Source organism: Polaromonas sp. P4_F4 (genome assembly GCF_056401355.1).
This window is the reverse complement of the sequence record NZ_JBFUJO010000025.1, coordinates 52,599-78,187: the sequence shown is the minus strand read 5'-3', so window position 1 is coordinate 78,187 and position 25,589 is coordinate 52,599. Positions and strand designations below refer to the sequence as shown.

22 protein-coding genes and 3 tRNA genes are annotated in these 25,589 nt (G+C 63.7%); 10 read left to right on the top strand and 15 right to left on the bottom strand.

Annotation, left to right across the window (positions count from 1 at the left end; translation table 11 throughout):
- The 7 genes from AC1DUR_RS21430 to iolG all read right to left on the bottom strand — a co-directional run.
- Positions 1–342, bottom strand: a 342-nt coding sequence (locus AC1DUR_RS21430) for a GTP-binding protein (RefSeq protein ID WP_477722135.1), incomplete at its 3' end; no start/stop codon positions are given.
- Positions 343–422: 80 nt separating this feature from the next.
- A tRNA-Thr gene (locus AC1DUR_RS21425) sits at positions 423–497 on the bottom strand.
- 76 nt (positions 498–573) lie between these two features.
- A tRNA-Gly gene (locus AC1DUR_RS21420) sits at positions 574–647 on the bottom strand.
- Between the two features lie 121 nt (positions 648–768).
- Positions 769–854 (bottom strand) — tRNA-Tyr (locus AC1DUR_RS21415).
- A gap of 245 nt (positions 855–1,099) precedes the next feature.
- Complete coding sequence (locus AC1DUR_RS21410) at positions 1,100–1,837, bottom strand: uracil-DNA glycosylase (protein ID WP_477722134.1); 738 nt, start codon at positions 1,835–1,837, stop codon at positions 1,100–1,102.
- An 8-nt stretch (positions 1,838–1,845) separates the two neighbouring features.
- Positions 1,846–2,640, bottom strand: coding sequence for an indole-3-glycerol phosphate synthase TrpC (gene trpC, locus AC1DUR_RS21405; protein ID WP_477716199.1), 795 nt, complete (start codon positions 2,638–2,640; stop codon positions 1,846–1,848).
- A 47-nt stretch (positions 2,641–2,687) separates the two neighbouring features.
- On the bottom strand, positions 2,688–3,686 hold the full coding sequence (gene iolG / locus AC1DUR_RS21400) for an inositol 2-dehydrogenase (RefSeq protein ID WP_477722133.1): 999 nt from the start codon (positions 3,684–3,686) through the stop codon (positions 2,688–2,690).
- 132 nt (positions 3,687–3,818) lie between these two features.
- Here iolG and AC1DUR_RS21395 point away from each other — a divergent pair, with 132 nt between their 5' ends.
- Positions 3,819–4,655: a TIM barrel protein gene (locus tag AC1DUR_RS21395; protein WP_477722132.1), complete on the top strand. Its 837-nt coding sequence runs from the start codon at positions 3,819–3,821 to the stop codon at positions 4,653–4,655.
- On the opposite strand, the gene AC1DUR_RS21390 is transcribed toward AC1DUR_RS21395, so the two are convergent.
- Entirely contained in the window at positions 4,616–5,521 is a 906-nt protein-coding gene (locus AC1DUR_RS21390) for a MurR/RpiR family transcriptional regulator (RefSeq protein ID WP_477722131.1), read from the bottom strand. The genes AC1DUR_RS21395 and AC1DUR_RS21390 overlap by 40 nt on opposite strands.
- A gap of 125 nt (positions 5,522–5,646) precedes the next feature.
- Between AC1DUR_RS21390 and AC1DUR_RS21385 the strand changes: the two genes are divergently transcribed.
- From AC1DUR_RS21385 to AC1DUR_RS21350, 8 genes are all read left to right on the top strand, one after another.
- Positions 5,647–7,602: a bifunctional 5-dehydro-2-deoxygluconokinase/5-dehydro-2-deoxyphosphogluconate aldolase gene (locus tag AC1DUR_RS21385; protein WP_477722130.1), complete on the top strand. Its 1,956-nt coding sequence runs from the start codon at positions 5,647–5,649 to the stop codon at positions 7,600–7,602.
- On the top strand, positions 7,599–9,467 hold the full coding sequence (gene iolD, locus AC1DUR_RS21380; protein WP_477722129.1) for a 3D-(3,5/4)-trihydroxycyclohexane-1,2-dione acylhydrolase (decyclizing): 1,869 nt from the start codon (positions 7,599–7,601) through the stop codon (positions 9,465–9,467). Before AC1DUR_RS21385 ends, iolD begins: the two co-directional genes overlap by 4 nt.
- 28 nt (positions 9,468–9,495) lie before the next feature.
- Positions 9,496–10,413 carry a myo-inosose-2 dehydratase gene (iolE, locus tag AC1DUR_RS21375; RefSeq protein WP_477722128.1) on the top strand — a complete coding sequence of 306 codons (918 nt, stop codon included), beginning with the start codon at positions 9,496–9,498 and terminating at the stop codon, positions 10,411–10,413.
- A 1-nt stretch (position 10,414) separates the two neighbouring features.
- Positions 10,415–11,239, top strand: coding sequence for a 5-deoxy-glucuronate isomerase (gene iolB, locus AC1DUR_RS21370; protein WP_477716206.1), 825 nt, complete (start codon positions 10,415–10,417; stop codon positions 11,237–11,239).
- 18 nt (positions 11,240–11,257) lie between these two features.
- Entirely contained in the window at positions 11,258–12,034 is a 777-nt protein-coding gene (locus AC1DUR_RS21365) for an inositol monophosphatase family protein (RefSeq protein WP_477716207.1), read from the top strand.
- 73 nt (positions 12,035–12,107) lie between these two features.
- Positions 12,108–13,142: an ABC transporter substrate-binding protein gene (locus AC1DUR_RS21360; RefSeq protein WP_477716208.1), complete on the top strand. Its 1,035-nt coding sequence runs from the start codon at positions 12,108–12,110 to the stop codon at positions 13,140–13,142.
- Between the two features lie 48 nt (positions 13,143–13,190).
- Entirely contained in the window at positions 13,191–15,110 is a 1,920-nt protein-coding gene (locus AC1DUR_RS21355) for an ABC transporter permease (protein ID WP_477722127.1), read from the top strand.
- Positions 15,111–15,158: 48 nt separating this feature from the next.
- Positions 15,159–16,220, top strand: a complete 1,062-nt coding sequence (locus AC1DUR_RS21350) for an ABC transporter ATP-binding protein (RefSeq protein ID WP_477722126.1) — start codon at positions 15,159–15,161, stop codon at positions 16,218–16,220.
- 11 nt (positions 16,221–16,231) lie between these two features.
- On the opposite strand, the gene trpD is transcribed toward AC1DUR_RS21350, so the two are convergent.
- From trpD to AC1DUR_RS21320, 6 genes are read right to left on the bottom strand one after another with little or no spacing between them, the layout of a single operon-like run.
- On the bottom strand, positions 16,232–17,272 hold the full coding sequence (gene trpD, locus AC1DUR_RS21345) for an anthranilate phosphoribosyltransferase (RefSeq protein WP_477716211.1): 1,041 nt from the start codon (positions 17,270–17,272) through the stop codon (positions 16,232–16,234).
- 10 nt (positions 17,273–17,282) lie between these two features.
- The gene (locus AC1DUR_RS21340) at positions 17,283–17,933 is read right to left on the bottom strand and encodes a LysE family translocator (protein WP_477716212.1); all 651 of its coding nucleotides are present in this window, start codon (positions 17,931–17,933) and stop codon (positions 17,283–17,285) included.
- Between the two features lie 12 nt (positions 17,934–17,945).
- Positions 17,946–18,986: a low-specificity L-threonine aldolase gene (ltaE, locus tag AC1DUR_RS21335; protein WP_477722125.1), complete on the bottom strand. Its 1,041-nt coding sequence runs from the start codon at positions 18,984–18,986 to the stop codon at positions 17,946–17,948.
- A 60-nt stretch (positions 18,987–19,046) separates the two neighbouring features.
- A complete protein-coding gene (locus tag AC1DUR_RS21330; RefSeq protein ID WP_477716214.1) occupies positions 19,047–19,619 on the bottom strand; it encodes an aminodeoxychorismate/anthranilate synthase component II in 573 nt (190 codons plus the stop codon).
- Positions 19,616–19,933, bottom strand: a complete 318-nt coding sequence (locus tag AC1DUR_RS21325; RefSeq protein WP_477716215.1) for a chorismate mutase — start codon at positions 19,931–19,933, stop codon at positions 19,616–19,618. The genes AC1DUR_RS21330 and AC1DUR_RS21325 overlap by 4 nt, the downstream gene beginning before the upstream one ends.
- Positions 19,930–21,522 (bottom strand): anthranilate synthase component I family protein, encoded by a 1,593-nt coding sequence (locus AC1DUR_RS21320; RefSeq protein WP_477722124.1) that lies wholly within the window; start codon positions 21,520–21,522, stop codon positions 19,930–19,932. Before AC1DUR_RS21320 ends, AC1DUR_RS21325 begins: the two co-directional genes overlap by 4 nt.
- Before the next feature lie 471 nt (positions 21,523–21,993).
- Here AC1DUR_RS21320 and AC1DUR_RS21315 point away from each other — a divergent pair, with 471 nt between their 5' ends.
- Positions 21,994–22,602: a chalcone isomerase family protein gene (locus AC1DUR_RS21315; protein ID WP_477722123.1), complete on the top strand. Its 609-nt coding sequence runs from the start codon at positions 21,994–21,996 to the stop codon at positions 22,600–22,602.
- Positions 22,603–22,708: 106 nt separating this feature from the next.
- Here AC1DUR_RS21315 and AC1DUR_RS21310 read toward each other — a convergent pair whose 3' ends face one another.
- Positions 22,709–25,156 carry a glycoside hydrolase family 5 protein gene (locus AC1DUR_RS21310; RefSeq protein ID WP_477722122.1) on the bottom strand — a complete coding sequence of 816 codons (2,448 nt, stop codon included), beginning with the start codon at positions 25,154–25,156 and terminating at the stop codon, positions 22,709–22,711.
- Positions 25,157–25,589 lie beyond the last annotated feature (433 nt).

Sequence of the window (25,589 nt, the reverse complement as noted above, 5' to 3'; positions counted from 1 at the left end):
GGGCATGGGGCCGTCAGCGGCGGAGCACACCAAAATGGCGCCGTCCATCTGGGCCGCGCCGGTGATCATGTTTTTGACGTAGTCGGCGTGGCCGGGGCAGTCGACGTGGGCGTAGTGGCGGTTGGCCGTCTCGTACTCGACGTGGGCGGTGTTGATGGTGATGCCGCGGGCCTTTTCTTCGGGAGCCGCGTCAATCTGGTCGTAACCTTTGGCTTCGCCGCCGAACTTGGATGCCAGCACGGTCGTGATCGCCGCCGTCAGGGTCGTCTTGCCATGGTCCACGTGGCCAATCGTGCCGACGTTGACGTGCGGCTTGGTCCGCTCAAATTTGCCTTTTGCCATTTTCAACTCCGAAAAGTTACAAAACCAGTTACTACTACGACCGGCAACAGCACACAGCGCGCCGCGCCAGCTCAAAAATGTGGTGCCCTTTGCGGGAATCGGACCCGCGACCTCTCCCTTACCAAGGGAGTGCTCTACCACTGAGCCAAAAGGGCTGAATTCAATCCATCCATCACTGCAACTTGCTACAACTTGCCGCAAAACCGACCTGCAGAACCATAAAAAGCTTTATGGAGCGGGAGACGGGAATCGAACCCGCGTCATTAGCTTGGAAGGCTAGGGTTCTACCATTGAACTACTCCCGCGCAGCTCTGCCAAATCGACTCGCACTCAACAACTCAAGCAACTTGCAACAAATTCCACAACACAAAGCCTGCTTTACAGCACCGCCCTGCATCGGCCGCTTACCCAAAATCAACAAAAATCTGGTGGATGAGGCTGGATTCGAACCAGCGTAGGCGTTAGCCAACAGATTTACAGTCTGCCCCCTTTAGCCACTCGGGCACCCATCCATTAAGCGAACCTCGGATTATGCCACGGTTTTATGTCATCGGGAATGCCGGGTGACTGCAAAAACCTTTAAAAAGCATAGACCGCCCCACCTTCGCAAGCGCCTGCAGGTCGCGGGCCAACAGCGCCCACGCTCCCTCAAACGACCACGGCGATGCAGGTTGACGAAGGTCAGAACGTCCAACAGACAGTGTGCACTAACTTATAAAACCCCATCCGCGAGTGGCCGTAGCCGGCCGGGCGGTTTTCAGGACTGCTGGCTCTTGTCCCGCCACTCGCGCGCCTGCGAAAAATGCCCGCAGCCGATAAAAGGCAGGGGCGGCCGCAGCGCCGACAACGGTGACGGGTGGTTGGCCACCAGCACCTTGTGCCGGTCGACGTCGATCAGCGCACGCTTGCTTTGGGCATGCGCCCCCCACAGCATGAACACCACCGGATGGTCGCCCTGCGAAACCTGCCGGATCACCGCATCCGTCAAGACCTCCCAGCCGCGCCCGGCATGGCTGGCCGGCAAGCCCTCCTCGACCGTCAGGCAGGTGTTGAGCAGCAGCACGCCGTCAGTCGCCCAACGCACCAGGCTGCCGCCGGGCACCGGAAACGCTGGCGGTGGCGTGCCCAAGTCGCGCTGCAGCTCCTTGAAGATATTGCGTAATGACGGTGGCAGGGGCACGCCTGGCGCCACTGAAAAGGCCAACCCTTCCGCCTGGCCGCGGCCGTGATAGGGATCCTGGCCGAGGATGACCACGCGCACCTGCTCCGGCGAAGTGAGTTCCAGCGCGCGCAGTGGCGGGGGGGGGAAGATCACGGCGCCGTCCGCCAGCCGGCCACGCAGAAAATCCAGCAGTTTCTGGCCGGTCGGGCTGGAAAAAAACTCTGCCGTGACAGCCGCCCAACCGGGCGCTACCGGCCAGGCCGACGGGTCTGCGCTGGTCAGGTGGTCCGCCGCGCCCGCGGCTGACGCACTGTCCAGGAACAGGTCGTTCATGGCCGGAACTATTCCTCGCCAAAAAGCTGCGCCAGGGCGACACCCGGGTCGTCTGCCCGCATGAAAGCCTCACCGACCAGGAAGGCGTTGACCTTGGCCTCACGCAGGCGCTTGACGTCGGCCGGGGTGGAAATGCCGGATTCCGTGACCAGCAGGCGGTCTGCCGGCACTTTGCCAAGCAGGCCCAGGGTCGTGTCCAGCGAGACCTCAAAGGTCTTGAGGTTGCGGTTGTTGATGCCGATCAGCGGCGTCCTGAGCTTCAGCGCCCGCTCCAGCTCGGCCTCGTCGTGCACTTCGACCAGCACCGCCATGTCCAGCGAGAAGGCCAGCGCCTCCAGCGCCTTCATCTGCGCGTCGTCCAGGCAGGCGGCAATCAGCAAAATGCAATCGGCCCCCATCACACGCGCCTCATACACCTGGTAGGCGTCGACCATGAAGTCCTTGCGCAGCACCGGCAGGGCGCACGAGGCCCGGGCCTGTTTCAGGTAGTCCACACTGCCCTGGAAAAACTGCCGGTCGGTGAGCACGGACAGGCAGGCCGCGCCATGCTCCGCATAGCTTTGCGCAATGTCGGCCGGAATGAAGTCGGCCCGCAGCACGCCCTTGGACGGGCTGGCCTTTTTGACTTCGGCAATCACCGCCGGCTTGCCCGCCGAGATTTTGGCGCGCAGCGCGCCGACAAAGTCCCGCGTGAGCACACGCGATTCGGCGTCTTCACGCATCACGGCCAGCGGCTTGCGTTTGATGGCTTCCGCGATTTCTTCGCGCTTGACGGCAATGATTTGGTTCAGGATGTCAGACATTGGCTTATTGTTGCAGATGCGCACCGGCGTCCGTGCCGGGGCCAGGCTCAGCCCATGCGAACCACTTGCCCGCTGCGCAGGGACTGGGCCGCCGCATCGGCGAGTTTTTGCGCCGCCACGCCATCAGCCACCGTGGTGCGAAACGCGGCGCCGGATTGCAGGCACTCAAAAAAATGCGCCAGTTCCAGTCGATAGGCCTCGCGGTAGCGTTGCAGGAAGAAGTTCTCAGGGGTGTCGGACCGCACGCCATGGGCATCCGATTGCACGACCTCACTGGGCCTGTGGTTGCCGCACTGCAGCATGCCGGTGGAGCCCAGCACTTCAAAGCGCTGGTCGTAGCCGTAAGCAGCGCGGCGCGAGGTGTTGATCTGTGCCAGGCGGCCTTTTTGGGTGCGGATGGTGACGGCCGCGCAGTCGATGTCGCCGATGAGGGCAATTTCTGGGTCGATCAGGCAGGAACCTGTGGCATGCAGGGTGTCGGCCTCGTCGCCATCAGCGCACAGTATCCAGCGAAAGATGTCGAAATCGTGAATCAGCATGTCCCGAAAAATCCCGCCCGAGGCCTTCAGGTAGTTGGCCGGCGGCGCGCCGGGGTCGCGGCTGGTGACGACCAGCATCTCCGGATTGCCGATGTCGCCCCGGTCCATGCGGCTGCGTGCCTCATTAAAGGTGGGGTCGAAGCGGCGCTGAAAACCAATCATGCAGGCCACGCCCGCCGCCTGCACGGCATCGGCGCAAGCCTGTGCACGGGCCACCGACAGATCTACCGGTTTTTCGCAGAAGATGTGTTTGCCGGCCTGGGCGGCGCGGGTGATCAGGTCGCTGTGGGTGTCGGTGGAGGAAGCGATGGCCACCACGTCGATGGACGGGTCGGCGAACACCGCGTCAGAGGTGGCCACTTGCGCGCCATGTTGCTGCGCCAGTTCGGCAGCAGCTGCGCCCATCGGGTCACAGACATACTTGAGTCGGACACCCGGCAACGCGGCCAGGTTGGACGAGTGGATGCGGCCGATTCGGCCGGCACCAAAAATGGCGACATTTTTCATGGCTGAACTATACTGGCCCCGTCAAATTTTGGAAACAAAATTCCACCGCATTTGATATTGAAAGTTTTATTTCGATAAGCCGACCTGAGTCCCGTTCTTTCACTTGGCATCGTCTTGTCCAACGCGCAGCCCATGACCCAGAAACTCCAGCTCGCCGTCAACCGCATCAGTGCCAGGGCGCTGCCCTTTGCCGCTTTTGCGGCGATGGTGCAACGCCTGGGCGTGCAGGCCATTGAAATTCGCAACGACCTGCCCGGCATTGAGCTGGCCGATGAGACACCGGCACACGAAATCGCCGCGGCGGCCTCGGCCCACGGGCTCACCATACTCTCGATCAACGCCTTGCAGCGTTTCGAGCAATACGACGACGCCCGCGAGGCGCAGGCCCTGGCGCTGATGCGTTACGCGGTCGACTCTGGTGCCCAGGCGCTGGTGTTATGCCCGACCAACAGCCGAAACGACCGGCGCAGCGCAGAGCAACGCCATGCCGATCTGGTGCATGCGCTGCGCAAACTGCAGCCCCTGCTGTCAGACCATGGCCTCACCGGTCTGGTGGAACCGCTCGGCTTCGAGGAATGTGCCCTGCGCCGCAAGTCACAAGCCGTACGCGCGATCGGGGAAGTCGGCGGCGACAACACCTTTGCGCTGGTGCACGACACGTTTCACCACCACCTTGCAGGTGAAGGACTGTACTTTCCCGAGTTGACCGGGCTGATCCACCTCTCTGGCGTGGAAGACCGCTCGCTCGACGTGTCCCGGATGCGCGACGAGCACCGGGTGCTGCCAGGCCCAGCCGACCGTCTGGGCAATATCGCCCAGCTGCGCACGTTGCTGGGGGCCGGTTACCGCGCTTATGCGTCGTTTGAACCGTTCGCGGCCGGCATCACGACGGCAGCGGATATTGAACAGCGCCTCGCCAGCAGCATGGCTTACCTGTCGACTGCCGTGGCGGCGTCCGACGGCGCATAAAGCAGTTCGGCCCGGTACGCCAGCGCAATAAACAGGCTTTGCGCCAGGCACATCGTATTGGTGAGGGAGCGAAAACCAAAGGTGCTGCTTTCGTGCACCACCAAGGTGGTGGCGGCCAGGGCCGCCGCCGGGCTCATCTGGCTGTCCGTGATCGCGATCAGCCGCGCGCCGCGCGCCACCGCGACACGAGCACATTGCAGCGACTCTTCGGCATAAGGCGCAAAACTCACGACAATCATCACGTCGCCCGGTGCAAGGCCGCGCATCTGCCCCTCGTTCATGCCGCCCAGCCCGGACAGCAACTCCACGCGTTTGTCGGCGTGCTGCAGCGCATAGGTCAGGTAGGAGGCCACCGGGAAAGAGCGGCGCGTGCCGACAACCCAGATCGTGGGCGTGTCCGCCAGCAAGGCCACCGCCTCATCAAACACGGTGCTGTGCAGGTCGCGCTGGAGCGCCTGCATCCCCGCAATGCTGCCGCCAATGAACTCGTGCGCAATGTCAGCGCTGGACAACTGACCCTGGGCGGCCTCGATCAGGCTGCGGATGCGGCCCTGGTAGTCGCGGTTCGGCGCAATCTGTTTGACGATGCCGTCACGAAAAATCTTTTGCATTTCGGTGTAGCCCGAAAAGCCGAAATGTTTGGCAAACCGGATGACGGCGGAAGGCTGGACGCCGCAGCGCCGTGCCACGTCCTGAATGCGTTCCAGGCCGATGTGGTCGCGATGCTGCTCGATGTGGCGCGCGATCAGCTTGAGCTGCCGACTTAATGTTTCAAATTCAGCGGTGACGCGCTTGAGCAACTGATCCGCGCTGTCTTGCGGTGCCAGGGGAGTCGACGGACTGGATGCGGCAACAGGCTTGTTCATGGGGAATGACGAGAATCGCCAGGAAAGCAAAATGGAAAATATATTCTAATAGTTTCTACCAATGCAATTTATTCTCCGACTCCTAGAATCGAGCGCAACCATGCAACATCCACGCCGCGCCGATCATGAACACGCTCATTGCACCTGAAGGTCGCCGCTACGATTTGGCCTGCCTGGGGCGGCTGGCGGTTGACCTGTACGCGCAGCAAGTGGGGGCACGCCTGGAGGATGTTTCCAGTTTTGCCAAATACCTGGGCGGCAGCTCCGCCAACATCGCTTTTGGCGTGGCGCGCCTGGGTTTGCGCGCCGCCATGATCTCGCGCGTGGGCAACGAGCAGATGGGACGGTTTTTGACGGAGACTCTGCAGCGGGAGGGCTGCGACATCTCGCAAGTCCAGATTGACCCGCAGCGCCTGACCGGCCTGGTCTTGCTGGGCCTGAAAGACCGGGATACTTTTCCGCTGCTGTTCTACCGTGAAAACTGCGCCGACATGGCGCTGGATGCGGCGGCCATCGACGAGCCCTTCATCGCCCAGTGCCGCGCCCTGCTGATCACCGGCACCCATCTGAGCGCGCCGGCGGTACGTGCCGCCTCGACCACCGCACTGGGTTTTGCCCAAAAACACGGCGTGCTGCGGGTGCTGGACATTGACTACCGGCCGGTATTGTGGGGGCTGACCGCGCGCGGCGAGGGCGCCACGCGCTTTGTGGCCGACGCCGGCGTCACGGCCCAGTTGCAGGCGCTGTTGCCGGCCTTCGATGTGCTGATCGGCACCGAGGAAGAGTTTCTGATCGCCGGCGGTGTCCCCGATGATCTGCTGGCTTCCTTGCGGGCCGTGCGGGCCGTCACCGCCGCCGCCTTGGTCGTCAAGCTGGGCGCCGCCGGATGCTGTTTTATTCCGGCCGAGGTGCCTTCTCATATCAGTGGCGCGCTCACCGTACAGGGCGAACGCATCGAGGTGATGAATGTGCTGGGCGCAGGCGATGCCTTCGCCGCCGGCCTGATGACCGGCCTTTTGCGCGACCAGGGCTTCGAGGAAGCGGCCCGTCTGGCCAATGCCTGTGGCGCCATCGTGGTGTCGCGCCACGCCTGCGCGCCCGCCATGCCGACCCCGGCCGAGCTGCAGCACTGGTTCAGCGGCAGCCGCAAGCCCAGGGTGGATGCCGATATGCAATTGGCGCACCTGCACCGGACCACCGCGGCCCGCGCCGACTGGCGCGAACTCAACGTCATGGCATTTGACCATCGCAGCCAGTTTTTCGACATGGCCCGCGCGGCCGGGGCCAGCGAGGCGCGCATTCCCGTGCTCAAGAAACTGCTGGTTCAGGCCTTTGACAAGGGCGCGGACAGCCGCCAGCTGCAAGGCCAGGGCGGCGTGCTGATCGATGGCGGCAGCTACGGGGCCGACGCACTGGCCAGCGCCACCGGCCGTGGCTGGTGGGTCGGCCGTCCGGTCGAGTTGCCTGGGTCACGGCCCTTGCGGTTTGACGGCACCTGGTCCATCGGCAGCGTCCTGCACCACTGGCCGTCCGAGCAGGTGGTGAAATGCCTGGTGCATTACCACCCCGACGATGCGCACGAGTTGCGGCTGGAGCAGGAGCTCAAGCTGCGCGAGTTGTGGGAAGCGACACGCGAAAGCGGCCACGAACTGCTGCTCGAAATCCTCTGCCCGGGCGCGCTGACACAGGCCGGCGCCGAAGACGCGGTGGTGCTGCGCGCCATCCGGCGCCTGTACAACCTGGGCATCCAGCCTGAATGGTGGAAACTGACGGCGATGCGTGAAACCGGCTGGTCTGCGTTGGCAAGCCTGATTGCCGCGCGCGACCCGCAATGCCGCGGCGCCGTCATTTTGGGCCTGAACCAGCCGCTGCACGAACTGGCCGAGAGCTTTCGCCAGGCCACGCACCCGGTCGTCAAGGGTTTTATGGTGGGCAGGTCTCTGTGGGCCTCGGCCTCACTGCGCTGGTTGCAGAACAGCCTTGACGATGCCGCCCTGGTCGACGAGGTAGCCGGGAATTTCGGGCTACTGGTGGATGCGTGGCGCGCCCGCAGCGCCCCGGCACAGGCAACAACCTCATGAAAACCCAACGCCTCACCATGGCGCAGGCGCTCATCAAGCACCTGGCCGCGCTCCAGATCAGAAAGGACGATGGCACGCTGCAGCCCTACTGCGGTGGTGTTTTTTCCATCTTCGGGCATGGCAATGTGGCCGGCCTGGGCGAAGCGCTGTGGGCCGAGAGGGCAACACTGCCCACCCACCGCGCGCACAACGAGCAGGCAATGGCCCATGCGGCCATTGCCTACAGCAAGGCACAGTTTCGCCAGCGCATCATGGCGGTCACCACCTCCATCGGCCCGGGTGCCACCAATTTGCTGACCGCGGCGGCCCTGGCCCATGTGAACCGCCTGCCCGTGCTGCTGCTGCCGGGCGACACCTTCGCGTCCCGCGCGCCTGACCCGGTGCTGCAGCAGCTGGAGGACTTCCAGCAAGGCGACGTGAGCGTGAACGATGCGTTTCGGCCCGTGACCCGGTATTTCGACCGCATCACGCGGGCCGAGCAGATTCTCACCGCCCTGCCACGCGCCATCCGGGTCATGACCGACCCTGCCGCTTGCGGTCCGGTGTGCCTGGCCTTGCCGCAGGACGTGCAAACCCACGCCTTCGATTGCCCCGAGGATTTCCTGCGGCCCGCCGTCATCCAGGTACGCCGCCCGCCCGCCGATGCGCATGAGCTGGCACAGGCCGGCGCGCTGCTGCGCAGTGCCCGGCAGCCGATGATCGTGGCCGGTGGCGGCGTGCTCTACAGCCAGGCTTGGGACGCACTGCGCGACTTCGCCCAGGCGCACGGCATTCCGGTGGCCGAAACACAAGCCGGCAAAAGCAGCCTTGCGTGGGACCACCCCTTAAACCTGGGCGCCATTGGCGTGACCGGCTCGCCCGCCGCCAATGCGCTGGCCAGCCAGGCGGATGTGGTGCTGGCCATTGGCGCGCGGCTGCAGGATTTCACCACCGGCTCGCACAGCCTGTTTGCGAACGCCAGGCTACTGAACCTGAATGTGCAGGGCCTGGATGCCGGCAAATGGCATGGCACGGCGCTGCTGGCCGATGCCCGCACCGGTTTGCATCAGTTGTCCGCCACCCTGGCCGATTGGCAGGCCGAAGCCGCCTGGACCCAGCGCGCCACCGCACTGGCGCAGCAATGGCGTGAGCGCGTCACCGCGCTGACGACGGCAGACCCCGACCCCGAAAAAACCGGCGCGCTGCCCTATGACGCTGACGTGATCGGCGCGGTGCGCGATTCGGCAGCCGACAGCGACCAGCATGACATCGTGGTCTGCGCGGCAGGCACCCTGCCGGCCGAGCTGCACAAGCTGTGGCGTGCCGCGCAACCGGGCAACTACCACGTGGAATACGGCTACTCCTGCATGGGCTACGAGATCGCCGGCGGGCTGGGCGTGAAGATGGCAAGGCCGCAGCAAGAGGTCATCGTGATGGTAGGCGACGGCTCCTACCTGATGCTGAACTCCGAAATCGCCACCTCCGTCATGCTGGGCTGCAAACTCATCATCGTGGTGCTGGACAACCGCGGTTACGGTTGCATCCAGCGCCTGCAGGCCGCATCGGGCGGCGCCGGCTTCAACAACCTGCTGGCCGATTGCGGCGCCCAAGGCGCCGCAGCACCCGCCATCGACTTCGCCCTGCACGCGCGCAGCCTGGGCGCAGGCGCTGTGCATGTGGCCAACCTGGCGGCGCTCAAAACCGCCATGACAGAGGCGCGTGCCGCCCGCAGCACCCAAGTCATCGTGATCGACACCACGCACACGCGAACCACCGACGATGGTGGTTGCTGGTGGGAGGTGGCGATCCCCGAGATCTCCGAACGGCACGAGGTGCTGGCCGCACACGCCCGCTACCTGGTGGCCAAAAAAGACCAACGCCCCTGATCATGACTGAGCAACCAGGACCTGCCCCATGAACTGGAATGTACGCATCGGTATCAACCCCTTGAGCTGGATGAACGACGACCTGCCTTCGCTGGGCGGTGAGACCCCGCTGGAAACCGCGCTGGCCGAGGGCAGGGAGATTGGCTACGAAGGTTTCGAGCTGGGCAACAAGTTCCCCCAGGAGGGGGCCGCACTGAAGGCCACGCTCGACGCGTTCGGCCTGGCCTGCGTGTCGGGCTGGTACAGCGGTTTTCTGGCCGAGGACACGCTGGACGCCGAGATCCAGCGTTGCCAGGCCCACATGGCCAAGCTGCAGTACAACAACGCCCGGGTGGTGGTGTACGGCGAATGCGCCGGCACCATCCAGGGCGACATGGACACCCCGCTGGCCAGGCGGCCGCGTTTTGCCAGTGAAGCGCTGTGGAAGGCTTACGCCGCGCGCCTCAATGCCTTTGGTGCGCACCTGCAAGCCACGTATGGCATCACGCTGGCCTACCACCACCACATGGGTGCCTACGTGGAGTCGCCCGACGACGTGGACCGCCTGATGGCGCTGACCGATGCGGACAAGGTGGGCCTGTTGTACGACACCGGTCATGCCTATTTCGGGGGCGCCACCGACCCCAACGAACTGCTGAAGAAACACGTGGCGCGTGTGGTGCATGTGCATTGCAAGGACGTGCGCCCCGAGGTCATCGCGCAGGCGCGCAACGACGGCTGGAGCTTCCTGAGCGGGGTGCTTTATGGCACGTTCACGGTGCCGGGAGACGGCGTGATCGATTACGACGCCCTGCTGTCCACCCTGCATCAGGCAGGCTACCAGGGCTGGCTGGTGGTTGAGGCCGAGCAGGACCCGGCCGTCGCGCCCAGCTACGCCTACGCCCAAAAGGGCTACCAGACACTGCGCGCCATCGTGGACCGCCTCAACCTGGCGCGAGGGGCCTGAGATGGTCAGCCCCCTTCTTGTCAAAGCCGCCGCCCAGGGCCGCGAGATTGTGAACATCACGCCGGAATGCGCGGGCTGGACCTATGTCGGCTTTCGGGCGCTGCGCCTGAAAGCCGGCGAAACCGAAACGCTGACCACGGGCGCGCGCGAGTTATGCCTGGTGGTGCTGACGGGCACTGTCGATGTAACGGTGCAGGCGCAAACCTTCAGCCATCTGGGCACGCGCGACAGCGTGTTTGACCAGATCTCCCCCGCAGCCGTTTATGTGCCTGGCGGGCAGTCCGTTACTGTGCGGGCCGTGCGCGATGCCGAAATTGCCCTGTGTACCGCGCCAGTCGGCGCCCAGGCCGATCAAGGGCCTGCTGCCCGTCAAGTCCGCGTGATCGATCCGGCCGGCATGCGGCGCAGTGTGCGCGGCACCGGCAGCAACACCCGCTACATCTGCGACATCCTGCCGCACGACGACCCGACCGCCGACCATCTGCTGGTGGTGGAAGTCATCACCCCGGCCGGGCACTCATCGAGTTACCCGCCGCACAAACATGACAGCGAGACGCCGCCCACCGAAACTCAACTGGAAGAAACCTATTACCACCGGCTCAACCCGCCGCAGGGTTTTGCGTTTCAGCGGGTGTACACCGACGACCGCAGCCTGGACGAGGCCTGCGCCGTGGAAAACCATGACGTGGTGATGGTGCCGCGCGGCTACCACCCGGTGGTGGCACCCCATGGCTACGATCTTTATTACCTCAACGTGATGGCCGGCCCGCACCGCCTCTGGGTGTTCAAAAACGACCCGGCGCACGAATGGATGCTGGCGAAATAAACCTTTGAACCACTAGCCATGAACACACTGACCCAAGCCATTGAAGAAATTGCCCGTGCCGCCGGCAGCATGATGCGCGACGCCTTCAACGACCCCGACAAACCCGCCTACTCGCTCAAAGGCCGGCAGGACTACCTGACCGTGACCGACGGGGCGGTCGAGCGTTTTGTACGCGCCGAAATCGAGCGGCGCTTTCCCGGCGATGCTGTGCTCGGCGAAGAAGATGGCGGCGCAGTGAACGCCCAGCGGCTCTGGATTGTTGACCCGATCGATGGCACGGCGAATTTCGCGCGCCAAATTCCGCACTTCTGCATTTCCCTGGGCCTGCTGGTCGAGGGGCGGCTTGAAGCCGGTGCGATTTATGAACCCATGCACGATGAGCTGTTCATCGCCCAGCGCGGCCAGGGCGCATGGTGCAACGGCGAACGCATGCATGTGAGCGAGCTGGCGGAACTGCCGGCCGCCACGATGGAAATTGGCTGGTCAGCCCGGCTGCCCGCCGCGCCCTACCTGGCACTGGTTCTGCGCGGCATGGAAGCCGGTTGCTCGGTGCGCCGGGCCGGCTCCGGCGCCCTGGGCCTGGCCTATGTGGCGGCGGGGCGCAGCGAGGCCTATGCCGAGGCGCACATCAATGCCTGGGACGTGGCCGCCGGCCTGCTGCTGGTCGAAGAAGCCGGTGGCCGCGTCAATGACTTCTGGACGCCGGAGGCGCTGAGCCAGGGCAATCCGGTACTGGCCACCAACCAGCGGCTGGCGGCCGAACTAAGCGTTTTAACGGGCATCGACTTGAAGTGATGCTTGTTAACCTGCGTTCATCACCTGGTGTGGGTGACAGACGTGTCCCTTCGAACGATAAAGAGGCAAAACCATGAAAACTTCCGGATTAAAATCATTGGCACTGGCTGCGATGGCCGTCGGCTTTTTCACCACCCCAGGCGCCCATGCGGCGGACGAACTGGTGGTGTATTGCAATGTGCAGGAAGAGTGGTGCCGGCCCATGGTCGCAGCCTTCGAGAAGGCCTCCGGCATCAAGGTGTCCATGACACGCAAGAGCTCCGGCGAAACCTATGCCCAGATCAAGGCCGAAGCCGCCAACCCGCGCGGCGACATCTGGTGGGGCGGCACCGGTGACCCGCACCTGCAGGCGGCAGAAGAAGGCCTGACCGAAGCCTACCGTTCGCCCAAGCTGGCCGACCTGCACCCCTGGGCCGTGCGCCAGGCCGAAGCCGCCAAATACCGCACCGTGGGCGTTTACGCCGGTGCGCTCGGCTACAGCTTCAACACCGTCGAGCTGGCCAAACGCAAACTGCCCGAGCCCAAGTGCTGGGCCGACCTGATCAAGCCCGAATTCAAGGGCGAGGTGCAGGTAGCCAATCCCAATTCCTCGGGAACGTCTTACACCATGCTGGCCACGCTGGTGCAAATCATGGGCGAAGACAAAGCTTTTGACTACATGAAAGCCTTGCACCGCAACATCAACCAGTACACCAAGTCGGGCGCCGCACCAGCGCGTGCCGCCGCCACCGGCGAGAGCATCGTCGGCATCACCTTTCTGCATGACGCGGTGACCAATGCCGTGGCCGGCGCGCCGGTGAAGGTGGTGGCACCGTGCGAAGGCACCGGCTACGAAATCGGCAGCATGAGCATCATCAAGGGCGCCAAAAACATGGAAAACGCCAAGAAGTGGTACGACTGGGCACTGACACCGGAAGCCCAGGCAATTGGCGGCGCGGCCCACTCCTACCAGGTGCCGTCCCACAAAAATGCGGCCTTGCCGCCCCAGGCGCCCAAGCTGACGGACATCAAACTGATCGACTACAACTTTGCCAAGTACGGCGCGTCGGCCGAACGCTCACGCCTGCTGACCAAATGGGACAAGGAAGTCGGGGCCTTGCCCAAATAAACCCGGTCAATCCATCGCAATGATTGATGCCCCCATGAAACGCTGCCCTTGAACACCCTTGTTCTCCCTCCTGCGGCAAAACCGAAAACCTTTGCCGACCCCTATGGCTGGCTGCTGGCCGTGCTCGCCACCGGTACCGCCTTTCTGTTGATGCCCTGGACCCTGGCCTCCGGCTACGTGGCCGTAGGCTGCCTGCTGGCCGGCCTGGCCAGCTGGGTTGCCACGCGGGCCGGTGCCTTCAAGAGCGACTCCACCATCTCGGCCACCGTCTGCGTGGTCTCGCTGCTGCTGCTCATTTTTGTGGTGTACCCCATCGGCCGCATGCTGCTGGCGGCCTTCATCGACAACAAAGGGCAGTGGGTGGTGCAGAACGCAATGGCGCGGTTCTTCAGCGACGACGTGTGGGGGGCGGGCTGCATCGCCGGCAACGTGCGCTGCGGTGTGGCCATCAACTCGATGGTGCTGGCGATTCTGGCCGGGCTCGGCAGCACTTTTTTCGGCTTTGCGCTGGCCTTGCTGGCCGAGCGCGGCGGGCGCCGCTTTCAAGCCGGGCTGCGCGTGCTGTCCATCCTGCCGGTCGTCACGCCGCCTTTTGTCATTGGCCTGGCCATCATCATCCTGTTTGGCCGCACCGGCATCGCCACGCAACTGCTGAGCGACTGGTTCGATGTGCCACGCTCACGCTGGATCTACGGGCTGCCGGGTGTGCTGCTGGCGCAGGTGATCTGTTTTACGCCGCTGGCTTTTTTGCTCATCAGCGGAGCGCTGCGGCTGGTGAGCCCGACGCTGGAAGAAGCCGGGCAGGTGCTGCGCGGCTCGCGCTGGCATGTGTTTCGCACCGTGACCTGGCCGCTGGTGCGCCCGGCGATTGCCAACGCCTTCCTGCTCGGCTTTGTCGAAAGCCTGGCGGACTTCGCCAACCCACTGGTGCTGTCGGGCAACTTCGAAGTGTTGTCCACCAAGATTTTCTTTGCCATCGCCGGCGCGCAGCACGATGCCTCACGCGCGGCGATTCTGGCGCTCACGCTGCTGCTGCTGACCGTGGCCGTGTTCGCGCTGCAGCAGCGCTGGCTCGGCAACGCGTCCTACACCTCGGTAGGTGGCAAAGGTGACAGCGGTTTTCCTGCGGCGCTGCCCACAGGTGTGAAATGGGGCGCGATTGCGCTGGTGCTGCCCTGGACTGTGCTCACCGTGGTTTGCTACGGCATTATTTTGCTGGGCGGAGTGGTGAAAGACATTGGCCGCTTTGACCTCACGCCCTCGCTCGCGCACTTTGCGACCGGCTTTGGCATCGACTGGGGCGTGCGCGGCCTGGTCTTTACGGGTTCTGCGTGGGACAGCCTGTTCACCACGCTGGGCGTGGCGGCCGTGGCCGCGCCGGTGACCACGGCGCTGGGCGTGCTGGCCGGCTATGTGGTGAGCCGCCATGCGTTCAAGGGCAGGCGCACCTTTGAATTCCTCACGATGGTGAATTTCGCCGTGCCGGGCACAGTGATCGGCGTGGCCTACATCGTGGCCTTCAACGTCCCCCCGCTGGAGTTCACCGGCACCTTTGCCATCATCGTGCTGTGCCTGACCTTTCGCAACATGCCCGTCGGTGTGCGGGCCACGGTGGCGGCCCTGTCGCAGCTGGACCGCTCGCTGGACGAGGCATCGGCCACCCTGCGTGCCAGTACCTCGCGCACGTTTTTGCGCGTCATCCTGCCCTTGTTGCGTCCGGCCATCATCGCCAGCCTGGTGTTCAGCTTTACCCATGCCATCACGGCGGTCAGCGCGGTGATTTTTCTGGCGACGGCCAGACACAACATGGCAACCGTCTATATTGCGGGCCGCGTGGAGATCGGGGAATACGCGCTGGCCATCGCCTACTCGTCGGTGCTGATGGCCATCATGCTGGCCTGTGTGCTGATGATCCAGCGTTTCGTGGGCAGCGCCGAACTGGGTCGGCGGCCGCTGATAGCAGCTTGAGTGGTAACGCTTAAAGGGGCGCAGGCCCCAGTTACAGGAACAACAACCATGGCCCAGTCATCCACCGCGGTGGAGTTCAAGCAGGTCGTCAAGCGTTTTGGCAAGGTCGTGGCCCTGCACCCGCTGGACCTGACCATTGCCAAAGGCGAGCTCGTGACCTTGCTGGGGCCGTCGGGCTGCGGCAAGACCACGCTGCTGCGCCTGATTGCCGGGCTGGAGCTCCCTTCGGAAGGCATCATCCGCATCAATGGACGCAACGTCACCGGCAGCTCGGCCAACCAGCGCGATGTCAGCCTGGTGTTTCAGTCGTATGCGCTGTTCCCGCACATGAGCTCGCTGGAAAACGTGTGCTACGGCCTGCTGGCCTCGGGCATGAAGAAGGCGCAGGCGATTGAGCTGGCGCTGGCCAAAATGGAGCTGCTGGGCATCGCCGACCTAGGCGCACGGCTGTCATCGGAGCTTTCCGGCGGGCAGCAGCAGCGCGTGGCGGTGGCCCGCTCACTGGTGCTGGAGCCGGCCGTGCTGATGTTCGACGAACCGCTGTCCAACCTGGATGCGAAGCTGCGCCGCAAGGTGCGCCAGGACATCCGCGATTTGCAGCAGAACCTGAACCTGACCGTGGTCTATGTCACCCACGACCAGGAAGAAGCGCTGGCCGTGTCCGACCGGATTGTGGTGATGGAAAAAGGCCGCATCATCACCATCGGCAGCCCGCGCGAGCTGTATGAATCACCGGCCACACGTTTTGTGGCGGACTTCATTGGCGACGCCAACCTGATCGATGGGGAACTGACCAGCGCAGGCGGCCAGCGGGTTTTTCGTGCGGAGAATGTTGAAGTGCCCGTGCTGCCTCCGGCAGACATACCCGACGGCCCGGTGGCCCTGGCGATACGGCCGCACCGCATCCGCCTGGGCGCGGTCGCCGACGGCGTGCTCCGGGGCACCCTGCTGCGCCAGGCCTACCTGGGCAGCCGCATCGAAAGCCTGGTGGCCACGCCGCTTGGCGAGTTGCTGGTGTTTAGCGATGCCTTGCTGGCCGCCCCCGAACCCGGGGCCGCCGTGGGTGTGTACTTTGCGCCGGGTGATGCCCGTGTGACGGCGCGCGGCTGATTCACTGAGGCTTATGCACCGCGGTTGCTTGCCGCCACCAGCTGCGCCAGTTTGGCTTTGGCCGCGCCAGATTCGATGGCGGCACGCGCCTTGACGATGCCTTCCTGCATCGAGGAAGCCACATTGGCCGCGTACAGCGCTGCCCCGGCATTGAGAATGACAATGTCGCGCGCCGCGCCGGGCTGGTTGTCGAGCACGCCCAGCAGCATGGCTTTGGACTGCTCGGGCGTTTCCACCCGCAGCGCGCGGTTGCTGGCCATGGTCATGCCGAAGTCCTCGGGGTGGATTTCGTATTCGGTGATCTCGCCGTTTTTCAGCTCCCCCACGATGGTGGCGGCACCCAGGCTGACCTCGTCCATGCCGTCCTTGCCATACACCACCAGCGCATGCTCGGCGCCCAGGCGCTGCAGCGCACGGATCTGGATGCCCACCAGGTCGGGGTGGAACACGCCCATCAGGATGTTCGGGGCGCTGGCCGGGTTGGTGAGCGGCCCGAGGATGTTGAAAATGGTGCGCACGCCCAGCTCCTTGCGGATGGGCGCGACGTTTTTCATGGCCGGGTGGTGGTTGGGAGCAAACATGAAACCCACGCCGGCTTCTTCAATGCAGCGGGCAATCGCTTCGGGCGACAGGTTGATATTGATGCCCAGGGATTCCATGACATCGGCACTGCCCGACTTGCTGCTGACGCTGCGCCCGCCATGCTTGCTGACCTTGGCGCCCGCCGCCGCCGCCACAAACATGGAACAGGTCGAGATGTTGAAGGTGTGCGAGCCGTCGCCACCCGTGCCGACGATGTCCACCAGATGGGTCTTGTCGGCCACATTGACCTTGGTCGAAAACTCGCGCATCACCTGCGCGGCGGCCGTGATCTCACCGATGGTTTCCTTCTTGACGCGCAGGCCGGTGATCAGCGCCGCCATCATGACCGGCGACATCTCGCCGCTCATGATCAGCCGCATGATGTGCAGCATCTCGTCGTGAAAGATCTCGCGGTGCTCGATGGTGCGTTGCAGGGCTTCCTGCGGGGTGATTTTGTGGGTGTGCGGCATGAGGGTCTCCTTACTTGCTCGGATTGTCGGACAAAGCCAGCTTCAGGCCAAAGCCGATGAACATGCAGGCAGCGACCCGGTCCAGCCAGTGCATGCCGCGCTGCACGGCATCGCGCCGGGCCATCCAGGCGGCGGCCAGGGCCCAGCCCGAATTGACCGGGATGGCGTTGAGGTTGAACAGCAAGCCCAGCAGCACAAAGGCCAGGGCCTTGTTGTCAGCATCCGGCGCAATGAACTGCGGCACAAAGGCCAGGAAGAAAATCGCCACTTTGGGGTTGAGTACGTTGGTCAGAAAGCCGCCCCGGAAAATCGCTTTCAGGCTGAGCGGTTTCTCAGCGGCGGCCGCAGCGATCAAGTCCGGCGCGGCCTGCGGTGCCTTGGCCAGCAAAATCTTGATGCCCATCCACAGCAGGTAAGCCGCCCCGATGTACTTGAGCACAGTGAACGCGGTGGCCGAAGTCGCGAGCAGCGCGCTCACGCCCAGGGCCGCTGCGAAGATATGGACGAAGCAGCCGGCCGTGATGCCGAGTCCGGCCACCACGCCCACGCGGGCACCGGAGCGCAGCGAATTCGTCACGATGTAGAGTACATCGGGCCCCGGCGTCAGGTTCAGCAGCCAGCCGGCCGCGATGAACAACAACAGGTGCTGAAAGTCAGGCATGGCAAAGCGTCCTTATGCGTTGAAAAACTGACGGATGGCCGCCACCGCGCGGTCCACCCCTGCCGCGTCTACATCGAGATGCGTGACAAAGCGCAGCCGGTACAGGCCCGTCGCCTGAATGCCGTGATCAAGCAGGTGCTTGAGCAGGGCTGCAGATTTGTCCCGCGCCGCGCCGGTCAAGTCCACAAACAGGATATTGGTCTCGGGCGCTTCCACCTGCAAGCCCTCAATCCCCGCCAGGCCGTTGGCCAGTTGCCGGGCCAGCGCGTGGTCCTGTGCCAGGCGTTCAATGTGATGGTCCAGCGCGTAGCTGGCCGCGGCCGCCAGCATGCCGGCCTGGCGCATCGCACCGCCCGCCATCTTCCGGATGCGGTGGGCCCGCGCAATGAAATCCCGCGAGCCGCACAGCGCCGAGCCCACGGGCGCACCCAGCCCCTTGCTGAAACACACCGACACGCTGTCAAAACACCGCGCGATGCGGCGCGCTTCAGTTTGGGCGTCGCTGCCGGTCAGCGCGGCTTGCGCCACGGCGGCGTTAAACAGCCGTGCGCCGTCCAGGTGACGGGCCAGGCCGTGCTTTTCCGCCAGCCCGGTGGCCTGCTGCAGATAGTCAAAAGGCAACAGCTTGCCGCCCAGCGTGTTTTCCAGTGCCAGCAGGCGGGTACGCGCAAAATGCGGGTCGTCGGGCTTGATGGCGGCTTCGATGTCAGCCAGCGCCAGCGTACCGTCGGGCTGGTGGTTCAGCGGCTGTGGCTGCACGCTGCCAAACACCGCGGCCCCGCCACCTTCCCAGCGGTAGCAGTGCGCCATCTGGCCGACGAGGTACTCGTCGCCGCGCTGGCAGTGGCTCAAAATCGCGCAGAGGTTGCTTTGCGTGCCGGTGGGCACGAACAGCGCGGCTTCAAAGCCCAGCATGCCGGCAATTTTTTCCTGCAGCGCATTGACGCTGGGGTCGTCGCCAAACACATCGTCGCCCAGCGGCGCGGCCTGCATGGCTGCGCGCATGGCGGGGGTGGGCTGAGTGACAGTGTCACTGCGAAGATCAACAGTCATTTCAGCCTTTCGCCAAGTTAGAACGGGGACTAACAGCTATCAAATATATAGCTGACGAGGTCATGCCCGCTGCACCAGGAAGTTCTTCAGCATCGCATGGCCGTGCTCGGTCAGGATGGATTCGGGGTGGAACTGCACGCCTTGAATAGGCAGTTCCTTGTGGCGCACGCCCATGATCTCGCCGTCGTCCGTCCACGCAGTGACAGCCAGCACGTCCGGGCAGGACGACTTTTCAATGGCCAGCGAGTGGTAGCGATTCACGACAAACTGCTCCGGCAGGTCGGCAAACACACCCTCTTGCGTAGTGGTGATCACGCTGGTCTTGCCGTGCATGAGCTGCTGGGCCCGGATGATCTTGCCGCCGAAGGCCGCGCCTATCGCCTGGTGGCCCAGGCAGACACCCAGGATGGGCAGCTTGCCGGCGAAGTGCTGGATCGCCGCCACCGAAATGCCGGCCTCGGCCGGCGAGCAAGGCCCCGGCGAAACCACCAGGAGATCAGGCGCGCGCGCGGCGATGCCCTCCAGCGTGATCTCGTCGTTGCGAAAGACTTCAACCTCGGCGCCCAGCTCACCAAAGTACTGGACGATGTTGTAGGTGAAGCTGTCGTAGTTGTCGATCATCAGGAGTTTCATGATCCTGCCCCTTCTTTCAGGCGCGCGAATTCGCCATGCTCAAACTCGATAAACGCGGCAATCATGGCGCGGTAGGTCGCCTCCATGACGGCCTCGGGAGCGCCGGCCTGCCTGGCCTGCGCACGCACGCGGTCGATGATGAAATCGATGCGCGCCTGGTCGTAGACCTGGTCCGAGCGCTGCTTGATGCGCGCGGCCTGGGCCACATAGCCGCTGCGCTCGGCCAGCAGGGCCACGATGCGGTCATCGAGCGCATCGATGTGCCGGCGCACGTCGGCCATGGTGTCGCAGTGCTGGACAGTTATCTTGCTCATTCCAGACCCTCCTCAACCAGTTCGGAAGCCCGCAGCAGCGCGCGCGCCTTGGCTTCGGTTTCTTTCCATTCCAGCTCGGGGACCGAGTCGGCCACCACGCCGGCCGCAGCCTGCACATACAGGGTCTGGTCCTTGATGATGCCGGTGCGGATCGCGATGGCCACGTCCATGTCGCCCGCATAACTGAGGTAGCCGCAGGCGCCGCCATACAGGCCGCGCTTGGTGGGCTCCAGCTGGTCGATCAGTTCCATCGCGTGCACCTTGGGCGCGCCGGTCAGCGTGCCGGCCGGAAAGGTCGCCTTGAGCACATCCATGCTGGTCATGCCATCGAGCAGCACGCCTTCGACGTTGCTCACGATGTGCATCACATGGCTGTAGCGCTCGACCGCAAAGGCTTCGGTCACCTTGACAGTGCCGGTTTTGGCGATGCGGCCGATGTCGTTGCGCGCCAGGTCGATCAGCATCACGTGCTCGGCGCGCTCTTTCGGGTCATTGACCAACTCCTGCTCGACCGCCTTGTCGGCCTCGGGCGAGGAGGCGCGCGGACGGGTGCCGGCCAGCGGACGGATGGTGATTTTCTGCTCGAACATGGCCCCCACGCTTGCCACTGCGTGTGCTGCGCTGCCCCCCGAGGGGGCCGTGCCTTGCTCGGGGCGGCCCTTCGCGGCGGCCGCCGCCAGGGGAACCTGCTCCTGCCGCACCAGAATCTCGGGCGACGCCCCCACCACATGGAAATCACCGAAGTGGTAGTAATACATGTAGGGCGAGGGGTTGAGCGCGCGCAGCGCGCGGTACAGCGAGAGCGGCGACTCGGTGTAGCGCTTCTTGATGCGCTGGCCGACCTGCACCTGCATGAAATCGCCGGCCTCGATCAGCCGCTTGGCGCGCTCCACCGCGGCAATGTAGTCGGCCTTGGCAAAATCCCGCTCGGCCGGATAGCCCTGCGAGGGCTTGACGACCGGCGCGCTGACGGAGTATTTGAGCTGCTCCCTGAGTTCGCGCAGGCGTTTCTTGGCGTTGGCATAAGCCTCGGGCTGGGCCGGGTCCGCGTACACGATCAGGTAGAGCTTGCCCGAGAGGTTGTCGATCACGGCCAGTTCTTCGCACTGCAGCAGCATGATGTCGGGGCAGCCCAGCGTGTCCGGCGGGCAGGAGGCTTCGAGTTTTTTCTCGATGTAGCGCACCGTGTCATAGCCAAAGTAACCGGCCAGCCCGCCGCAAAAGCGCGGCAGGCCGGGCCTGAGCGCGACCTTGAACCGCTTTTGGTAGTCACTGATGAAGTCCAGCGGATTGTCTTGCGAGGTTTCAATGACCTGGCCGTCCTTCACCACCTCGGTGAGCATGTCGGCCCCGAAGCCCGAGCAGCGTATCAGCGTGCGCGCGGGCAGGCCAATAAAGCTGTAGCGGCCAAAACGCTCGCCGCCCACCACCGACTCCAGCAAAAAGCTGAACTTGCCGCCGTCTTTGGCATTGGCGAGCTTGAGGTAGAGCGAAAGCGGGGTTTCGAGATCGGCAAACGCCTCCAGCATGAGCGGAATGCGGTTGTAGCCTTGGCTGGCCAGGCTTTTAAATTCGAGTTCAGTAATCACAGTGGGTCCTTCATCAGGGCGGCGCGTTGTGGGCGCCTGCGCCTGTCATTCAAAACGCCCCGAAGTCCGGGGCCGGGATGCTCGTTGCGTGGCGCACGAGCGCATCAATTCAGGAGGGCGCAGGGACTGCAGCAAATGCACGGTCAGGCGGTACGGCTGACACGTGTACGCCTCAGGCGTGCGCGAGATGACAGGTACGCCAGGGCCAGGCTCCCCGGCCTGCACAACCTGTTTGAATGATGCGATGAATGAACATGTAGCCCAAAGTGTAGCAAAGAAGACCCCGACCGAAAGGGCCATCGTGGCAATTCGTGGAGTCCGGCAAATTCCGGTAAATGGGCAGACTCCCCTAATCAGCAGCAGCTAGCCCCATCCATCTGGCAAACCCTATAGCCGCCAGCGCGTCGCGGGCTTGAAAATAGCCTCACAAAAAAAGAACGATCGTTCTATTTAACCCCGTTGGAGACTTTCATGACTTTGCCTTTGTCTTTGCCTTTGTCTTTGTATAAGCAGTGCATCACCGGCCTGGCCGGGCTGATGCTGTCACTTGGCGTGCTGGCCGCACCGGTGGAGATTTCGGGGGTCAAACTGGATGATCCGGTGGAGCTGCATGGCACGAAACTCCAGCTCAATGGCGCCGGCGTCCGCTACAAGGCGGTGTTCAAGGTGTATGTGGCGGGCCTGTACCTGGGCAAGAAGGCCGCCACGCCGGAAGAGGTGTACGCGGCACCGGGCCCCAAGCGCCTGAGCATCACGCTGCTGCGCGAGATTGATTCCAACGAGCTTGGCAAGGCATTCACCAAAGGCTTTGAAGAAAACACGCCAAAAGGCGAGATGTCCAGGCTGATCCCGGGCCTGATCAGGATGGGCCAGATCTTTGCCGACCAGAAAAAGCTGCTGCCCGGCGAAAACTTCACCATTGACTGGATTCCCGGCACCGGCACCGTGCTCACCGTCAAGGGCAAGCAGCAGGGTGAGCCGTTCAGGGAAATTGAATTTTTCAATGCCCTGATGCGCATCTGGCTGGGCCCGCAGCCCGCAGACTGGAGGCTCAAGGACGCCTTGCTGAGTAAAAGCTAAAGCTCAAGCGATTGAAGAGTGCATCGGACTGCGCACACCAGGGGCGGGCCGCCAGACCACCTGCCAGTCGGCGGCAGCCCCCCTCCCCCGGCTGGAGGCACTGCGCTTATATCGCGACGCCCGCGGTGCTCGCCAGGTATTTCTCCAGCACACCCAGCTCTTCCGCCGTGGGCGCGCCTTTGCCGCTGATGACGGCATAGATGTTTCCCCGGAAGCCGTCGCGCGGATAGTAGCTGAGGTAACCCCAGCCGATCAGCATCTGGTTGAAGGCGCTTGGCGAAAAACTTGCGCTCGCGCCCGCCACCAGGGCAGAGTTCACACGCAGCTTTTGCGACCCTGGCGCGCAGGTGAACGACACCACGGACGGCACATTGACGGGCAGCTTGGTGGAGCCGGCCAGTTGCACAGTCTGGCCGTTGGCATCCACCCATTTCGCGCCAGGGCAGCTGTTGGTGAAATTGAGCTCTGACGTGAAGCGGGCCTCGGCCTGTGACGCCTGAAACAACACACCGGTGTTGTACTGGCCGGGCACGCTCACCGCCGCGATGGCAAAGTGCGAATCCTCCAGGTTGTACGGCACCCGGTTCCTGGGATTGGGCTGTATGCCGGGCATCTTGAGCGACTTCTTGCACCAGAAGCCCCAGGTGTTGTAGACCGCATGGTCCGAGTTCTTTTTGCCGTTGGTCACGCGCATGACGGGCACCGACATCGTGCCCATGCCGCCATTGGCCTTGTTGACCCAGTTGATCATTTCCAGGGCGTTGCCGGCGCTGGAGCCAAAGCCGGAGTCGGAGATGGCGCGCACCGGCTCGCCGGCGGCGGCGGGAGCGCCCTGCAGGTAGTCGGTGTACCCGTCGGCGAGATCCCATTTGGCGGCGCTGTATTTCGCCAGGATCGCCATCGCGGCGCCCGGCAGGCTGGTGGCCGCATAGGCGACCGGGTCATTGAGCGAATAGATCTTGCGCTGTGGCGGAACCTGGCCTGACAGCTGGCCATCGCTGGTATAGGTCAGCGTCGCGATGCGGTTGGACTCGGGCACGTAGGTGAAGGTGTCCTGGCCGTTCGCGCCGGCGGGAATGGTCAGCACCGTTTTGCTGAACGTGCCGCCGTTGTTCGAGGACACCCCAATGCTCACGGGCGCCGCCAGATTCCCGCGGGCATAGACCGTGATCGTGATGGGCGTGCCCGCCAGCGCATAACCCGGCCCGTCGTCAAACAGCACGGCTTTGGCGATCCCGGCGGACGCCTTCAGCGGGCCCGAGACCGACGGCTCCAGCGTCTTGTTCTGGTGCCAGCCCGGCACATGGTTAATCGCGTAATTGCGGATGGGCCAGTGGTTGCCACCCATCCAACTGTAGATTTCGCAACCGGCTGCGCGCGCATAGCTCACGGCCCTGGAGAACATGGCCTGCCACCGCAGGTCATCGATCGGCATGCCGGTTTCGGTCAGCGCCAGCTTGACACCGTTGGCCTTGGCCCAGTCCGTGGCAATCTTGATGCGGTCGGCGCCAGTCGACTCCGTGATGGAGCCCACGCCAAAGCCCGCGCTGTAGTTCTTGGCCACTTCGGTGTCATAGTCAAAGGCAGCGCCATTGCTGTATGCATCCAGGTACATGTGGACTTCGTAGATGAGGTTGCTGCCCATCAGCGGGAAACCCGGATTTTTGCTTCCGACGAACATGGCCGAATCCCACAGGTTTCCGGCAACATAGATGGGATTGCCAGCGTCGATGGTGCGAATCGCGTTGATGGCGGCCTGCGCAAAGGCCGGCCAGATCGTCAGGTCTTCGGCGGTTTTGACGGCTTCTTCATTCCACGCAACGATGCCGCCCGGCTGGGGCATATCGTGCGGTTCGTTCATCAGGCCGTAGCCGCCAAACCCGGGGTGGCTGCCCCACTTGGCCGCCACACGTGTCCAGAAATCCGTGAAATGGGCTTGCGTGAGCGTGGCGCCTGCGGCCAGTGCAAAAATCCGCGTGCGCACCTGCGTGCTGTCGGTCGTGTAGGGCCTGATCAGCGGATCCGACGGGACCGTCAGGCCAATCACGGAGCCGTCAACCTGGTACTTGAAGTCCTGATAGCGGCAGTAGTTGTGGTTGTCAATGATGCATTTGGTGCCGGCCGCCGCATGTGCGTCGAGGACGCCGGTGATGTAAGACTCGTAACCCGGATGAAATGCGCCCGGGCTGCCGATGGCAGCGATGGCTGCAGCATTGGCAGAGGTACCGGGCAGCATGGGCTGCAACAACTCCCACTGGATGGGCAGGCGGTTCTTGGCGTAGCCATTGGCCGCCAGGTAAGCGACGTCCTGCGCACGCGGCACGGTGAAGTTGAGGTTGGGTGCCGTGCTCATGCCGAAGCGCAAACCGGGCTTGGCCCACTCCATGCCGGAAAGATTGGTGCCCATGGGCACGCCCGAAATCGTGGTCGTTGGTGGGGGGGGCGTGGTAGTCCCGCCCGGGATCGTCTTGATGGGGCGCCCGGCCGAGGCCACGCCCAAGCCACCGAGAGCGGCCGCCGCAACGGCGGCCTTTGAAAATTCACGTCTTTGCATGAGGAATCCTTCAATTTGCAGGTGGGCGCTTCCTGCGCCAGGGGCCGGCCTGACAAAAAAAGAACAAGTCGGCAAATTCACGCTTGTTACAGCGGCGGGTGTACTGTGAAGCGACTCGCGCAAGCTCGGCAGCTGTGTGTGCTGGCGCACACTATTTGTAAGAATTCACCTACGTGCATTAAGGTGGTTTTGACATTGGCGAAATGCGAGGCTGTAGGAAGACTCCTACGGCCCATTTGAAGCTTTCGTGCTCGTTTTACCGTCACAAACCTTCTTCCATGCACCACAAAGTTTGCGGATTTCAGAAAATTGTTTGTAGGCGCATTCCTACAAGCCTCGTTGCACCGCAAAGGCTGAAACGAGACCGTGAATGTAGGACGAGACTTACAGCAGGCTAGCCGCAGCAAGCTCGACAATAAAGTGTGAAAATGAG

Excerpts from the sequence above, each read along its gene's own strand:
- AC1DUR_RS21330 (WP_477716214.1), bottom strand. The coding sequence starts at position 19,619 with ATGAAACTCCTGATGATCGACAACTACGACAGCTTCACCTACAACATC.
- AC1DUR_RS21340 (WP_477716212.1), bottom strand. The coding sequence starts at position 17,933 with ATGCCTGACTTTCAGCACCTGTTGTTGTTCATCGCGGCCGGCTGGCTG.
- trpC (WP_477716199.1), bottom strand. The coding sequence starts at position 2,640 with ATGTCTGACATCCTGAACCAAATCATTGCCGTCAAGCGCGAAGAAATC.
- AC1DUR_RS21365 (WP_477716207.1), top strand. The coding sequence starts at position 11,258 with ATGAACACACTGACCCAAGCCATTGAAGAAATTGCCCGTGCCGCCGGC.
- AC1DUR_RS21310 (WP_477722122.1), bottom strand. The coding sequence starts at position 25,156 with ATGCAAAGACGTGAATTTTCAAAGGCCGCCGTTGCGGCGGCCGCTCTC.
- iolB (WP_477716206.1), top strand. The coding sequence starts at position 10,415 with ATGGTCAGCCCCCTTCTTGTCAAAGCCGCCGCCCAGGGCCGCGAGATT.
- AC1DUR_RS21385 (WP_477722130.1), top strand. The coding sequence starts at position 5,647 with ATGAACACGCTCATTGCACCTGAAGGTCGCCGCTACGATTTGGCCTGC.
- AC1DUR_RS21395 (WP_477722132.1), top strand. The coding sequence starts at position 3,819 with ATGACCCAGAAACTCCAGCTCGCCGTCAACCGCATCAGTGCCAGGGCG.
- iolE (WP_477722128.1), top strand. The coding sequence starts at position 9,496 with ATGAACTGGAATGTACGCATCGGTATCAACCCCTTGAGCTGGATGAAC.
- AC1DUR_RS21390 (WP_477722131.1), bottom strand. The coding sequence starts at position 5,521 with ATGAACAAGCCTGTTGCCGCATCCAGTCCGTCGACTCCCCTGGCACCG.
- iolD (WP_477722129.1), top strand. The coding sequence starts at position 7,599 with ATGAAAACCCAACGCCTCACCATGGCGCAGGCGCTCATCAAGCACCTG.
- iolG (WP_477722133.1), bottom strand. The coding sequence starts at position 3,686 with ATGAAAAATGTCGCCATTTTTGGTGCCGGCCGAATCGGCCGCATCCAC.
- ltaE (WP_477722125.1), bottom strand. The coding sequence starts at position 18,986 with ATGACTGTTGATCTTCGCAGTGACACTGTCACTCAGCCCACCCCCGCC.
- trpD (WP_477716211.1), bottom strand. The coding sequence starts at position 17,272 with ATGCCGCACACCCACAAAATCACCCCGCAGGAAGCCCTGCAACGCACC.
- AC1DUR_RS21360 (WP_477716208.1), top strand. The coding sequence starts at position 12,108 with ATGAAAACTTCCGGATTAAAATCATTGGCACTGGCTGCGATGGCCGTC.
- AC1DUR_RS21350 (WP_477722126.1), top strand. The coding sequence starts at position 15,159 with ATGGCCCAGTCATCCACCGCGGTGGAGTTCAAGCAGGTCGTCAAGCGT.
- AC1DUR_RS21325 (WP_477716215.1), bottom strand. The coding sequence starts at position 19,933 with ATGAGCAAGATAACTGTCCAGCACTGCGACACCATGGCCGACGTGCGC.
- AC1DUR_RS21410 (WP_477722134.1), bottom strand. The coding sequence starts at position 1,837 with ATGAACGACCTGTTCCTGGACAGTGCGTCAGCCGCGGGCGCGGCGGAC.
- AC1DUR_RS21315 (WP_477722123.1), top strand. The coding sequence starts at position 21,994 with ATGACTTTGCCTTTGTCTTTGCCTTTGTCTTTGTATAAGCAGTGCATC.